The sequence below is a fragment of the Leptospira bouyouniensis genome, from assembly GCF_004769525.1.
In the GTDB taxonomy this organism is placed as follows: domain Bacteria; phylum Spirochaetota; class Leptospiria; order Leptospirales; family Leptospiraceae; genus Leptospira_A; species Leptospira_A bouyouniensis.
The window spans coordinates 86,461-100,805 of record NZ_RQFT01000003.1 but is presented as its reverse complement, the minus strand read 5'-3'; the positions used below and the strand labels follow the sequence as shown (position 1 = coordinate 100,805).

14 protein-coding genes are annotated in these 14,345 nt (G+C 37.2%); 6 read left to right on the top strand and 8 right to left on the bottom strand.

Annotated features, from left to right (window positions below; translation table 11 throughout):
- Positions 1–4: 4 nt before the first annotated feature.
- Positions 5–745 carry a 3-deoxy-manno-octulosonate cytidylyltransferase gene (kdsB, locus tag EHQ43_RS02025; protein ID WP_135770018.1) on the top strand — a complete coding sequence of 247 codons (741 nt, stop codon included), beginning with the start codon at positions 5–7 and terminating at the stop codon, positions 743–745.
- A 255-nt stretch (positions 746–1,000) separates the two neighbouring features.
- The gene (locus EHQ43_RS02020; protein ID WP_244242597.1) at positions 1,001–1,600 is read left to right on the top strand and encodes a DUF1003 domain-containing protein; all 600 of its coding nucleotides are present in this window, start codon (positions 1,001–1,003) and stop codon (positions 1,598–1,600) included.
- A 304-nt stretch (positions 1,601–1,904) separates the two neighbouring features.
- On the opposite strand, the gene EHQ43_RS02015 is transcribed toward EHQ43_RS02020, so the two are convergent.
- The 4 genes from EHQ43_RS02015 to EHQ43_RS02000 form a co-directional block, all read right to left on the bottom strand.
- Positions 1,905–3,608 carry a cation:proton antiporter gene (locus EHQ43_RS02015; protein ID WP_135740364.1) on the bottom strand — a complete coding sequence of 568 codons (1,704 nt, stop codon included), beginning with the start codon at positions 3,606–3,608 and terminating at the stop codon, positions 1,905–1,907.
- A 77-nt stretch (positions 3,609–3,685) separates the two neighbouring features.
- Positions 3,686–5,182 carry a TolC family protein gene (locus tag EHQ43_RS02010; protein WP_135740365.1) on the bottom strand — a complete coding sequence of 499 codons (1,497 nt, stop codon included), beginning with the start codon at positions 5,180–5,182 and terminating at the stop codon, positions 3,686–3,688.
- On the bottom strand, positions 5,179–6,516 hold the full coding sequence (locus EHQ43_RS02005) for an HlyD family secretion protein (RefSeq protein WP_208730855.1): 1,338 nt from the start codon (positions 6,514–6,516) through the stop codon (positions 5,179–5,181). The genes EHQ43_RS02010 and EHQ43_RS02005 overlap by 4 nt, the downstream gene beginning before the upstream one ends.
- 18 nt (positions 6,517–6,534) lie before the next feature.
- Positions 6,535–8,763, bottom strand: a complete 2,229-nt coding sequence (locus EHQ43_RS02000) for an ABC transporter transmembrane domain-containing protein (RefSeq protein WP_135753658.1) — start codon at positions 8,761–8,763, stop codon at positions 6,535–6,537.
- A 77-nt stretch (positions 8,764–8,840) separates the two neighbouring features.
- On the opposite strand from EHQ43_RS02000, the gene EHQ43_RS01995 reads away from it, so the two are divergent.
- From EHQ43_RS01995 to EHQ43_RS01985, 3 genes are all read left to right on the top strand, one after another.
- Positions 8,841–9,446: a YceI family protein gene (locus EHQ43_RS01995; RefSeq protein WP_135740368.1), complete on the top strand. Its 606-nt coding sequence runs from the start codon at positions 8,841–8,843 to the stop codon at positions 9,444–9,446.
- 70 nt (positions 9,447–9,516) lie between these two features.
- Positions 9,517–9,906 (top strand): DUF1801 domain-containing protein, encoded by a 390-nt coding sequence (locus EHQ43_RS01990; protein WP_135770016.1) that lies wholly within the window; start codon positions 9,517–9,519, stop codon positions 9,904–9,906.
- A gap of 70 nt (positions 9,907–9,976) precedes the next feature.
- Positions 9,977–10,429, top strand: a complete 453-nt coding sequence (locus EHQ43_RS01985; RefSeq protein WP_135753716.1) for a GNAT family N-acetyltransferase — start codon at positions 9,977–9,979, stop codon at positions 10,427–10,429.
- A gap of 11 nt (positions 10,430–10,440) precedes the next feature.
- On the opposite strand, the gene EHQ43_RS01980 is transcribed toward EHQ43_RS01985, so the two are convergent.
- On the bottom strand, positions 10,441–11,073 hold the full coding sequence (locus tag EHQ43_RS01980; protein ID WP_135740371.1) for a TetR/AcrR family transcriptional regulator: 633 nt from the start codon (positions 11,071–11,073) through the stop codon (positions 10,441–10,443).
- 202 nt (positions 11,074–11,275) lie between these two features.
- Here EHQ43_RS01980 and EHQ43_RS01975 point away from each other — a divergent pair, with 202 nt between their 5' ends.
- Positions 11,276–12,043 (top strand): SDR family NAD(P)-dependent oxidoreductase, encoded by a 768-nt coding sequence (locus EHQ43_RS01975; RefSeq protein ID WP_135753655.1) that lies wholly within the window; start codon positions 11,276–11,278, stop codon positions 12,041–12,043.
- Positions 12,044–12,401: 358 nt separating this feature from the next.
- Here EHQ43_RS01975 and EHQ43_RS01970 read toward each other — a convergent pair whose 3' ends face one another.
- The 3 genes from EHQ43_RS01970 to EHQ43_RS01960 all read right to left on the bottom strand — a co-directional run bounded on the left by EHQ43_RS01970 (position 12,402) and on the right by EHQ43_RS01960 (position 14,004).
- Positions 12,402–12,869, bottom strand: coding sequence for an SRPBCC family protein (locus EHQ43_RS01970; RefSeq protein ID WP_135740373.1), 468 nt, complete (start codon positions 12,867–12,869; stop codon positions 12,402–12,404).
- Positions 12,856–13,200, bottom strand: a complete 345-nt coding sequence (locus EHQ43_RS01965) for an ArsR/SmtB family transcription factor (RefSeq protein ID WP_135753654.1) — start codon at positions 13,198–13,200, stop codon at positions 12,856–12,858. Before EHQ43_RS01965 ends, EHQ43_RS01970 begins: the two co-directional genes overlap by 14 nt.
- A 261-nt stretch (positions 13,201–13,461) precedes the next feature.
- Entirely contained in the window at positions 13,462–14,004 is a 543-nt protein-coding gene (locus EHQ43_RS01960; RefSeq protein WP_135740375.1) for a hypothetical protein, read from the bottom strand.
- Positions 14,005–14,345: the final 341 nt, after the last annotated feature.

Here is a 14,345-nt window from a genome sequence, read left to right as displayed (position 1 = left end):
GACTATGTCCGACCAAATCCTTGGTGTAATCCCGGCGCGGTACCCGAGCACAAGATTTCCTGGAAAACCACTGGCCCTCATTGGCACAAAACCAATGATCCAGTGGACTTACCACCACGCTTCCCTTTCGAAGTCTTTCCACCGTTTGGTGGTCGCAACTGATGACAAACGAATCCATGATGTGGTATTAGGTTTTGGAGGAGAGTCAATTCTCACAAGCCCCGACCATCCCACAGGCACCGATCGTATCATTGAAGTCGCAAACAAGTACCCTAACTATGGAATCATAGTCAACATCCAAGGCGACGAACCTGGCATGGAAACTTCTCTTATCGATGGAGTCGTGGGTTTAAAAACAAAACATCGAAATTGGGAAATGACAACGGCTGCAGTACCCTTTTCCCCCTCAGAAGACCCAAAAGACCCTAACAAAGTTAAGGTGGTTTTTGATCGAACTGGTCGTGCTAATTATTTTTCTCGTTCTATGATTCCGGCTTCCTTTAAAGGTGATGCGAAGTATCACCGTCATCTTGGCATTTATGCTTATGAACGGGATTTTTTAATGTCTTATAACCAACTACCAGCTTCCGATTGGGAATCAGTGGAATCTTTAGAACAACTGCGTGCACTTCAAAATGGATCAACCATTGGTGTTTTCCTTTCCGACAAAGCCAACTTAGGTGTGGATTCCCCTGCAGACTTGGAAGTGGTGATTACAGAATTTAAAAAGAAGGGTTTGATTTAGATATTTTTATCTCTTTCATTCTCTCCTAAACTTTGGAAATCAGAGTAGCAAGTATTTTTGCTCTAATTCTGAATCATTACTCCTATTGATTTCAAAGCCAAAGATTGGTTTTCTGATTTAAATCGAAAGAGATTATACAAAAAATAGAGTTTGCTTGAGGATGATATGGAAAATAACAAATGTTTTGTTTGTAATAAGTCGTTTCGAGAAGATCAATTAATTAGTGCACTTGGCATTGGGAATGAAATTACAGAAATGATCAATGTTGATTATCCAAGATGGAATGCAGACAGTAAAATTTGTAAAAATGATTTTAACATTTTTCGAACAAAATATATCACAAAGTTAGTGGAAGAAGAAAAAGGGAATATTGAAAAATTAGAAAGAGAAGTAATTAAAAGTATCAAAGAAAATGAAATTTTGACTCTTGATACATCATTAAATAATGAATCATTAAATTTTGGAGATAAAGTTTCTGATAAGGTTGCTTCTTTTGGAGGAAGTTGGAAATTTATAATCGTATTTTTTACAATCTTGTTTTTTTGGATTTTTGGCAATAGTTTTTATTTTTATTTAATACCTTTTGATCCTTATCCATTTATTTTATTAAATTTAATTTTATCATGCATTGCAGCGATACAAGCACCTATAATCATGATGAGTCAAAATAGGCAAGAAGTGAAAGACCGCATTCGATCTGAAAATGATTATAAAATTAATTTAAAATCTGAAATTGAAATTAGGACCTTACATGAAAAAGTGGATCATCTTTTGCTTGATCAATGGTCAAAAATGATGAAAATACAAGAAATTCAAATTGAAATTTTGACAGAAATTCGTAGTAAAATGAAATAAAGCTTAAATATCATTTTACTACAAAGAAATTACTCATTAATTTTTCAAAGCTAATCATTGTAATGTTGGATCCGTTGCGGGATTAGTGATCAATTCCATTAAAGAAACACAAGAGATATTGGATACCGGTATGTGATCGGTCTGGAAAAAATATAGTTTTTGACCAGTTTTGAAAAAAGAGACAAGCCAGTAATTTGTTACCAGCTTTTTAAAAGAAAGTTACAATAATTCTATGTATTTTTATTTCAAATTCGTTTTAGATAGTTTGATTCTGTCTTTGTTTCATTTCTAAAATAACTTTCAATTACGAAACTTCCCTTTCGTTATTTCTCATACCACGTGAAATGTATTCATATAAAAATTCACCTGTGATAACACCTGGGATGATCACTTTTTGAGCTCCATCTGCTACTAATTTTTTAGCCTCACCTGGTTCGTCACTTGTCAGAATGATTTTTGCATTTGGAGCCAATTTGCTAAGAGTGGAAAGCAAACGGTTGTTATTGGTTCCTTTCAGAAAAGAATCGGAAATCGTACAAATGACCATCGATGCATCATGAAGACCAATGTGGGAAAGCGAGTCTGGGTGGGCAAGGTCAGCGTAGGCCCATTGGAAACCTTTGTTTGTAAGTTCCTCTTTGAAGGCAGGGTTGTAATCGGCAATGATGATTCGTTTGATAAGAGATGGAGACAAATCTTCCAAGTATTCCACAAAGGCTCGCGCAATTCGGAAATAACCAAGCACGATGATATCTCGCACCATTCCATCACCATGGCCTCCATGCCCACCTTTCTCGTCATTACTTGTTTCTTCCGCTTGGTCAGTGATCCCCACTTTAGCCAAGAGACGTTCTAATGTAGCCGCGATGTTATGATTGAACATAATGATGTATGTCGATAATACAGATGCGATGATCGTGGAGGTTAAGATCACGGCTTGCAATTTGGGAGTGATATGTTCAAATCCAGCACCTAATGCGAGAATAACGAGAGAAAATTCAGAGATTTGAGCAAGGTTTAGTGCAGTGAGGAATCCATTTCGAACACCTTTGTTCAATTTGATGATGACAGGGGCAATTGTAATCATCCGCACAAATAACATAAGGGCAATGATGGCTGAAGATAGACCGATAACCTCCAAACTAGGGAGTGGGACTTTTAGACCAAGTGCCACAAAGAAGAGAGTGACAAAGAAGTCTCGAATTCCAATCAGTTTTGAAATCACATCAGCACCATAAGGGAAGGCGGCAATACTCATACCGGCAACGAGAGCACCCATTTCTTTGGAAAGCCCAGCTTCTCCTGCAATTCCACAAACCAAAAAACACCACATAATCGATGTTAATAGAATTAGTTCAGGACTACTTGCGCATGCTTTGTATAATTTGGCGAGAACATAACGACTGACGCTAAAACTAAAGGCAATGAGTAATACAATAATCCCAACAGATTTGAGGATTTTTAAGATTTCTGGGTTGTTTAGGTTGGGTTGAACTCCCATAAACAAAATGGCCCAGATATCTTGAAATACCAATACCCCAACAGTTAATTTTCCTGAGAGAGTATTGATCTCTACTTTGTCTTGCAATAATTTAACAACGATTAAAGTGGAACTAAGTGATAAGGCCACGGCAATATAAAGTAAGTCAAATTTTTCGGAACCAATAGAAAGTCCAAAAAATGGAAACACAGAATAAACAAATGCTACGGAAAGTGTGAATTGTAAAATACCAAGAGTGAACATCGCCTTTCCCATTTTTGCGAGTTCTGCGAGATTGATTTCGAGTCCAATGATAAAGAGTAAAAGGATGAGTCCAATTTCTGAAATCAGTTCAATACTTGCTTCATTTGTCACAAGCTCAAAACCCATTTCTTTACCAAGCATCGCACCACCGATGATATAACCTAAGATTAACGGCTGTTTGAGAACCCTTGCAATATGGCTCAAAACAGTAGCAAATATAATACTCAGACCAATGTCTTGTAAAAGTGACTCTTCCCCGTGCATAGATACCTTCTTTAGGGAAAAGTTTAGGAATTCCTTGAGATGTGAAAGTCGTTTTTTTTTCTACAGAAGAATTACGACTATGGAGTCGGAGAATTTTGTAAGAAGCTAGCAGTCGATGCTTGGAAGTTGGCAACAGCGACATGATGATCGTACAATGCCTTAATTTCACGCACTGCCGCTTCAGCACTTGTTTGTTCCCGAATATTCACAAACAACAGAGTAGAATCCCCTAATGCAAATCGCTCTCTTTCCATCTCTTCCAATTTTCGCGCAAGTTCGACTTCACTTTGAGTGACAGTTACACGTTTTGCAGATGCGATCACTTCTGAGATAGCATCTTGTACTTCTGTTTTGATTTTGTCTTTTGAGAATTGGAGTTCTTGGTCTAGTTGAGCGATTTTTGCTTCTGCTGCTCCAATCATCCCTCGAGGACGCCTTGTTTGGATGGGAACATTGAGAACAAGGGATGCTTCTAGTTCGGGTTTTGCCCTCGTCACGGAACCAGGACCAAAGTCTTGTGAACCAGCAACTACCAAATCCACTTGTGGTTTCAAAGAGTTGTAACCCATATCTTGGTCGACTCGGGCTTTTTCCCTTTTGAATTCATAATCTTGGATTTCAGGTCGAAACTTCCATGCGATTTTGATACTTTTGTCTAATTCCAAACCTTTGTAATCGATTGGTTTGGGAAACCCAATGGGCAACCTGTCTGTTGAAGGAAGGATTAAGTTACCATCGGCAGCTCGTAAAAATAATGATAAGTCAATCGCTGCTTTTTGCATCTCTCGTTCAGCTGACACAAATTGTGATTCTCTTTGTAAAATGGCACGGTCATTTTCTGTGCCTTCCATTTTGGGAATGTCACCTAATTTGATTCGTTGTGAGATTTGTTGTTGTCTATTCTTTGCAATCTCTAACAGGTCTTTGTTGACAAGATACTCCTGTCCACTGGCTACCCATTTCCAATACCGTTTGGTTGCTTCTTTGATGACTTCAATTTTTAATTTTTGGATGGATAACTCCGCAAGTTTACGATCAATGTCTGCCTTACGAAGGTCGGCTCTGTTTTTATCGATCTCACGGTTTCGCATGAGGGGAACGATGGCACCAGCTCTTACTTCCCCATAATCATTTGTTTCTCGCCTTCCATCATAGGCTGGAAATTTACCACGTCCAATACGATACCCCGCAAAAAAAGATGTACCTCCAAGTGGAGTTGGTTTTTCAAACACTGTATCTGCTGCGTTATTTGTATAGTATCCAATGGGTTTTGTTGTTCCCATGGATTTAAATTGTAAATCAAACGCACCTTCTGCGGCCAAATAATTGTATTCTGTTTCAGTTAAAAGTTTTTCGGCAGCAAGGACAAGCGGATACGATTTTTCAACAGACTTTAAAAGTTCCGCGAGTGTGAGGACTCCCGGCTGTTGGTTGATATAGTCTTGTGAATAAATATTTGGACCATGTAACGACTCGAAAGGATCTTTTGTAGGATCCGCTTCTAACAAAAAGGAAAATAACATACCAAAAGGGCATATCAATGCAAATAAAAGTGAATTTAGATGCGATTTCATTTTCCTTGGTCTCCTCCACCATTCTCATCTAACAATGATTTCATTTCTGGATCATCCATTGGTAAATTTGGTGGGAAGTCATTGAACCTTCTCCATAATTCATATCCAACACTTACACGATTGAGAAAGATCCAACCTTTGGCGCGAACTCCTTGTCGTAAGTATCGACTGGACGGCCACTGGCGGTCATCTCGGTCAGGGATGACAAGCACACGGAAATTTCCCGATCCATTATCAGTGATATCAACAAGTTTGACAACACCGCCAAATGTTCCTACAGCAGTCTCTGGCCACCCACTAATTTGTAATACAGGATATCCTTGGAATTGTAATCGGACCTTTCTCCCTTCCCCAACAAGTGGGATATCGTTCCCCGATATAAAAAGTTCAACCGCTTTGTCTTCAGCATCTGGCACTAAGATGGCAACTCCGTCCCCTTCTTTTACCTGTTGTGTATCAGGGTTCACTAGGATTCGCATGATGATCCCATCTCTTGGTGCAAAAATTTCTTGGTTTTCTTGTCTAGATAACCTTGCTTCTAATTTAGGTAAGTCTTCTAAAACCCTTGCCACTTCGGATTGTGCGGAAGCGAGTGATGCTTTCGCATCATTAATCGACGCTTCTGCATCTTGTTGGACTCTTCCAGTATCACTATTTAATGCACGTTCTTCTTTGACTGCCGCATCATAAGCTGCCTTTGCTCGGTCAAGTCCTGTTTCTGCGTTTGTATGGTCAAGTTCAGCAAGTTCTAAAGTCCTTTTGGAAGTAAGTCCTTTTTCCCATAATTGTTTTTGTCGGTCCAAATTGAGATTTGCAGTTTTTAATGCAGCCTTTGCAGCATCTACTGCTTGTTCGCTGGCTCGGACTCGATCTTTTGCCATCATCCTACGAGAGTCAGCAGCATTTACCGCACTTCCCATAGAAGAACGCAAACTTAAAATCCTAGATCGAATGTTGTCTTCTCTTGATCTTGCGGCCTCTAATCGTTGTAAGAGGGCATTTTTTTCTTCTCGAATTCGACTTATAAAATTCGGATCATTATCGGAGATATCAATGATGGGATCTCCTTTTTTGACACGAGTACCTTCATGGACATGCCATTTCACAACCCTTCCACTAATAGGAGATTCAATGACTTGTTGGCGGTCTAGTGGAGCGTAGGCAACCACTCGGCCAAAACCCATTGTGGTTTGTTGCCAAGGAACATAGAGTAAAATGAGTACACTTAAGAAAAAAATTACAGTGAGAATGTATGCTAAACTTTGCGCTGGAAGAGCTGTTTGTACTAACCGATACGAAGGTAGGTTTTTACGAAGTTTCCATTTTGGTGACATATTCGTGTTCATAGTTTTTTATGAATTAACCTTTAATGAATGAGAATCATCTTCCAGTTTTAGGATTTGGTCCATTTGTCCAAGGATGGTCGGAGATTTGGACACAATGAACACAGTCCAATCCCGATTTTTTTGGAGTAAAACTTTTAAACAAGAAGTTAACAATACCGGTGGGAGTTGGTCAAGGATTCCATCTATCAGAATCAGTTTTGGATTTCCAATCAGAGCTCTTGTCAAAGCAAGTAAGGCAGACTGGACATTATCAAATGGATGTCCAAAGGTTAACAGTTGTGTGTGGATTCCATATGGTAGCGATTGGATTGTTTTCCAAAGTCCCAGTTGGTCTAATAAATCGCGGATTGTGATAAGTGAAATTTCTTCTCTACCCACACGTATGTTTTCGAGGATCGTCCCCTCAAAGATTTCATTTCCTCTTACAAGGACTGTATAAGACTGGATTTGTTCTTTGGAAACTTCGTGGATGTTTTGGTGATTGTATTCAACAATACCAGAATTTGGTTCTCTGAGACCACTTAACAAATCAAGTAGGATGTGTGCGTCATAAGGTGTGTTAGATGAAACACCGATTGCTTTACCTGCTTGGACTTTTAAATTGAACTGTGAAAAAATTTTATGTCCATTGGTCAGGGAATAATCTATCCCTGAAAGTTGTACTTGGATCGGTCCTTTTGGAATTTCAAAAGGAACTGTTTTAGTTTTTAATGTTGGTAGATGGAAGACCGAATTGATTTTATCAACTGCCGCAATTAAACTATAAAAACTATCGAGTTGTTTTCCAAATTTTGAAATATCATTGAGTACTTTTGCAATAACAAGCTCTGCGGCTACCAACTGTCCAATAGTTAATTGTCTATGGATGACTAAATAACCTCCAATCCCAAGTACGATCGCACTAGCTAACGCTTGTATGCCGACAAGACCAATGATTTGTTTGATATAAACTGAAAAATATTTTTTGCGAGCAAAGAGATAATCTCGAATTAGGGAATCTGCTCGTTCAATGGCAAAATGCGATCCAAATGTTGAGTGGAATAAAGCCGAATGGCGAGAAACTTCTTCAAGCCATGCCGCTACTTTGTATTTTTCTTTTGATATTTTGATATAATTTTCGGAAGCTGGTCTACCGAGTTGGTAAATCACGAGGTAACCACCGACAACAAGTATAAACAAAGAGAATACAATAAAAATTGGATGATAAAATGAAATTAAAACAAATCCAATAACAGTGGTTAAAACAACTGCCAATCCATCAACTAACAAAGAGTGAATGGATTTTTGGATCGTCATAGTATCAAAGAATCGATTTACAAGTTCTGGGTTGTGGTGTTTGTCTAGGGCATCTTGACGTATCCTTGGAAACCGAACGGCAAATTCGGTTGCGATCCGAACAAAAACTCTACGTTGCAAAATTTCCACGACATAAATCTGAATGGTTTGCATGGCACCAGCAAATCCCAAAAAAAACACAACCAACAAAGTTAATATGATGACTGGTTGTAATAAAACACCGAACGCAACAATATTAACTAAAGAAGAAGTAGCAACAGGAACAACCAGGGAAAGTATTCCAATACCAATTCCATAAATGAAAACAATCCAAACATCTTTTGACTCAATACGAATCAAATGGTAAATTTGTTTGATCGCATTCTTTAGTGCTGAAGTAGAAGATTGAATTACTTGAGGAGCTGAAAAAGGAAATGTTGGTTCTGCAACAATCCAATCGACAACATCTTTTGTTGATTTGATTCCAAATAATTTGAGAAGCTCCTTTTCCGAAACCCATTCTTCTTCTCCAATGTAATTGTGAAGTGGTCGAATGAGATAAGAGGAAGCATGGTAACCTACCACTGCATAAAAATCTGGTAGGCCAAGGTCTTTGCTTTTGATTTGGAATAAAAACGGAGCATCTTTGGTGATATAACTTCTAATATCCAAAATGGATTTTTGGACAAAGTTAAGTTTGATTTGGTATTGGTGTGAAGCTGCTATTAAATAATCGAGAAATTCTAATTTAGATTCATGTGGGAATTTACTTCGGAGGGAGCGAAATCCTTCCAAAATTTGACTTGGGACAGATTGGATGCTTAACGATTCTGATAAAAAGTCCAAAATGGACTGGGCGAACGATTCTCCCGTTGAAAGTCGTATGGGGAGTTCCGTCTCCTTTGTTTTGAAGAGTTGGTTTCGGAAATGGAGTACCAACGATTGTAATAATTTTAACATGTGAATTTCAATTCGTGCTTTAGACTCCTCTTGACAAAACTTTGTTTTTGATTTTCCATCATTGTGCAGAGGTTTCTATGAAAATTTTTTATACTATTTTGGCACTATTCCTTGTCGGCAACTTGGGGTCAATTGATGCAAAAGAAAATTGCGTTTATGAATACGATCCAACCCAAACCAACCTTGAATGGACAGCGTTCAAATTTACAGAAAAAACAGGTGTTAAAGGTAAATTTGATACAATTCGTGTTATAGGTAATACCAAAGACAAATCAAAGTTTGGTGTTGCGGAAAAAATTCGATTCCAAATAGACAGTTTGTCCGTCAATTCCTCAAATCCAGACCGAGATTCCAAAATTAAAAAGTTGTTCTTTGGTTCGGTAAAAGGTAACCAAAAGTTAATTGGAAATTTTTCTGAGATTTCAGTGGGAGAAACAGGAACCGCAAAATTAAACCTTCAATTTGGAAAATCCAAAACAATCATTCCCGTAAACTTTGTATGGAAAGAAAATACTGTAGAAGTGAATGGAACAGTGGACGTGGTAACACTTGGTTTATCACAAGGTTTGAATAAATTGAATGCAGAGTGCAATGACTTACACAAAGGTGCTGATGGTGTGAGTAAACTTTGGCCGACTGTTGATGTAAAAGTTGTATCAACGGTAAAAAAAGTTTGCAAATAAACTAAGAGTTCAGAACTGAATATTCACTTAATTTTGATTAGTTTATATTTTTGCTTACGGTAGATTAAAAATGGAACAAGATATTAAAAACTATCATGATTCATTATCACCGGCAGATTTTGAGATCTGTAATTTGTTGTATAAAGTGATCTGTGAAAATCTGCCGAAAGCAGAGAGAAAAATTTGGCATGCCCATCCTGTTTGGTTTTTGGATGGAAATCCTATAGTGGGTTATAGTAAGTTAAAGGCAAGTGTTCGACTTCTTTTTTGGAGTGGGCAAAGTTTTGGGGTAGAAGGTCTTGTCCCTGAAGGTAGTTTTAAAGCAGCCGAAGTACGTTATACAGATGTAAAACAAATCAAAAAAAAGGACTTAAAACTTTGGTTATCGAAAGCGAAGAATATCCAATGGGATTATAAAAATATCGTCAAACGAAAAGGTGTCTTGGAACGAATCAAATAATACCATATATTTTTATCATTCAGTCTTTGGAGAAACTTTGCTTAAAAAAGTTCAAGGCTCAGGAATCAAAATGATTAACACAGAGATTAAAAAATTGTCGTCAACTGATTTGGAACAATTCATCGAACTCATTCGAGTCTTTGAAGATGTTTTTGAGATGAAACAGTTTCAAATGCCAAATCCAAATTACCTACAATCCCTTTTAGAACGTGATGATTTTTTCGTGTTTGTTTCCATTTTGGATGGAAAGGTAGTAGGCGGACTTACTTCTTACCTTTTACGGCAGTACTACTCAGAAAGACCACTTGTGTACATTTACGATCTGGCTGTACAAACTCATTTGCAGAGGAAAGGAATTGGTAAATCACTTATCACTTCAATTAATTCGTATTGCAAAGAAAAAGGGATGGAAGAGGTGTTTGTCCAAGCTGATTTGGTTGATGATTATGCATTGGATTTTTATAAATCAACTGGTGGTAGAGCAGAAGATGTGGTGCATTTTTATTATCCACTTGGCGAGTGAAATGCAATCATCTAACCGGGATTCTTTAAAGCAGGCATCACCACTTGGTCAATCATCGCAATAAAAAGATTTTTATCAGGGGGTTTTCTTTCGATTAGAGCACGGTAAGTTGCCATAGAATTCAAAACCTTACAAACAAGTTCAACATTTGCTTTTTTTGATATTTCCCCACGCTCCATGGCTCTTTGGATCAATGTTCGGTTAACTTCAGTCCATGGTCCAAAAATTTCAGTGATTCCTTTTTTTTCAATTTCATCATCTAACCAAAATGTGCCGAGCCCTCCAAGTACTCTAAGTTTTGCATTTGCCTCTTCCATCGAATGTGGTTTGAGAACAGCTAAAAAATCATTTCTGAGAGAACCTGTGTCTGGAATTTTTTCGAGTTCTAACTGATTTCGATTCATCCAAATCAATGCATCTTTTACAAGTTTGACTTTCGATGGCCAACGGCGGTAACATGCAGCCTTTCCAGTACCAACCTTGGTTGCAATTTGATCCATCGTCATTCCATCAAAACCTTCTTCCGCTAACATCTCTAAGGTAGCTTTTAAAATTGAAATATCAAGGGAAGCGTCACGTTTTCTGCCCATGACAGTAGGAGGTGAGGATTTTTTTGGTATTAGGCCTTTTTTCTTCTTATCCATTCGAATTTGATTATAACATACAAAATCATTTCAGAAGGAAAGGGAACTATCTTTTTAGAAAAATTTTTAATTGACCGAAGAATTACATCTTTTCAATGTCCAAATACGATACTGATAAGTTCCGAAACTCTATGGTTCCGTAAATACAGTGAACCAGACGGAGTTGGGGCTAAAGGCTAGATTCGATGAGGAGAAGAGAAAGATGGAATCAGAGAATAAACGAATTGCTCTTATCACTGGAGCGAACCAAGGGATTGGTTTTCAGGTAGCTAAAGAATTGGCGAGGAATGGGATAAAAGTCCTTCTGGGTTCACGAGACAAAAAACGAGGGGAAATTGCGGCAAAAGAAATTGAGAATGGATGTGTTGCCATTCAATTGGATGTCACAGACCGTCAATCGATTGCAGATGCGAAAGAAACCATTCAAAAACAATTTGGCCGATTAGATTTACTCATTAATAATGCAGGAATTTCCAATACAAGGATGCAAAAACTAGGTTTATCGATGTATGAGTATATGTCCTCTGCTCGCGCGAGTTTAGCATCAATTGATGAAATGCGTGTTGTTTGGGATACCAACGTGTTTGGAGTCCTTGCTGTTTACCAGGCTATGTTTCCACTTTTACGAGAATCCAAAGATGCTCGAATTGTGAATGTATCGAGTACTCTTGGTTCACTCACTTTGAATTCAGACTCTAACTCTAGTTCCAGTGCCTTTTATAATCCTGTATATGCTGCTTCAAAAACTGCACTCAATGGGATTACATTATCAATGATGTTGGAATTGAAAGACACGGCAATTAAGGTAAACTTAGTATCACCTGGTTTTACTAAATCAGTCCTTACCAATTTTGAAGGGATTGAAAGCCTTGAGGATGGTGCAAGGGAGGTGATAAGGGTTGCTATGTATGGACCAGATGAACCATCGGGAACTTTTACCACTTGGAATAATGTGTCTGTTCCTTGGTAGGTAGGTAAGTAGGAATTTAGAAAATGAAACTAACGTTTGTTGAATCAGACGTTAGTTTTTCAAAACAGAATGAGGAAATCGTTACTTGATTCATTTGGTCTAAACGGATTGAAACCAAGTCATTTGTTCAAAAATACAAATTTTAAGTGTTTGTAATGGCGACAGATCGATTCTATTGTAAATCGGAAATCTATTTCAATACTATCGATACTCAATTTGTCATCTGATAAAAATAAAATGATAGAGAATCGTCGAATCCATTTTATGGAATTTTAATGCAACATTCAAGATAACTCTATCTCTTTTGGTTAAGGAATCAACTTACTAAGGTGATCTATTGAAATTAACTTCCTCTGAATTAGTTGATATGACCTGCTAATGGCAATCCAGATTCTAAATATGTTTTTAGATTGGAGAGAACACTTGGCCAACCAGAAGAAATTCCATTATACATTTGAGAGTCTAGGTCTTCGTGAGTGACAGCCAAACGAACAAGTCCATTTGCGTAGTCTACGATCTCAAACGTAACACGAGAATGTTTGGTAGGATCTTTGATTTCGTTAGGTCTAGACCAAGAGATGACAAGTTTGTTTGGTGGGTTCACTTCCAAAACTTTTCCTAAAATATCAACCGTTTTATCATCATCCATCTTTACATGTTTCCATTCAGAACCAACTTTCCATTCGGAAACATTGATATGAGCTGGATTTTTTGACAATGGATCCGACCAATATTTTTTCGTCACTTCGGGATCGATGATTGCATTCCAAACCTTCTCAGGTGTACTTAGAATAAATGTCACATAAACAAAGTTATGTTGCTCCATGAGTGTCTCCTTCAAGCTGGGTTTTTAAATCATGCAAAAAACTTAATCGATTTTCTTCAAATTTACGTACCCAACGTTCGTACACTTCGTAAATCGGAACTGGGTTGATGAAATGTAGTTTTTCACGCCCTTTCCAAACAAAGGAAATGAGATTGGCATTGATCAAGATATCAATGTGTTGGGTTGCCGATTGTCTTTGCATATCCAGTTCTTCACATAATTGGCTGAGTGTTTGTCCATTTTTAGAAAAGAGTAGATCTAGAACCTTTCGCCGATTTGGGTCGGCCATTGCTTTGAAAACCAGATCTGTATCTTTTCCTTCTTTGGGCATTGGAAATATTATGCAGGTAAATACCTGCATGTCAAGAAAAAAAATGAATTTTGGATATTGTACATTTGATTTTTATCCTACGATAGATTCGTTATTTAAGTGGGATTTCGTAGATAATTTATAAAAGATTTTATGATAGTTTTTATTCAGTTAGATATTGTGATAGTGCTGGGCAATGTTACATGAACTTTATTCAATGAAAATATGAATTGGTATTTAAACGATTGCCCAACATTGTATTAACTAGTCAATTTGATGTAATTATTTCCAAGTCACTTCGTATTCATCGAACTCATCTTTATTTGCAATTGATTTCAATAATACAACCTTTGTCATTCCACCACCTGCTTTTTCTACAAGTCCAGCTAATAATCCTTCTTGTAATATGCTATTAAATGTTTGAGTACGTCGCATAACAACTCTTTTGTCTTCATTGACAAGTATCTCCCAACCTCTTTTTTTGGGATCTTGAATCGCTTGGTCAGCAACAATTTTTAAAGCTTCGAGGCATTTATTAGGAGTTGCAGAATCATCAATCATTCCATATTGTTTTATGATACCATAAACTCGTTCGCCAATGGTTCTACCTGCTTTTTTCAAATTCGCTGAACCAAGTTTTTTTTCGATCCAATCGCACATCTCATTGTATTTCTGTATTGGAATGAGGGATGTGGGATCCGAAGGTAATTCTTTTCCTAAGGTAAAAAGATCTTTTGCAAGACCTGATTCATATTCTTTGTAAGCAGAAAGTAAATCGTGAGCAAAACCTGCCAATAAGGTTACGTTTTCTGTTGAATTATCCATTATTTTAATACCGTCACTATAAGTAGTGCGGTTGAGATTGGATTGAACTCATTAAATTTCAATGAATATTTTAGTGAATAGGATAAAAACAAATCTTTGGAGTAAATATTTTCTCAATATATGATTCTTTCTTGTGAACAAAATTCAATGATTGTGTCATCTCCTGATTTGCATTTAGAATATAATTTTTAAGACTGAATCTTCCCAAAAAATACAATTAGTACAAACCCTATTTATTTCAGGTATTTGGTATTACCAAAATCATATTTTGGTTTTCAATAAATTTCAGAATTACGTTTCGAATGATATCGGTGGTAAGAAATTGAATCGAGTTTTTCAAT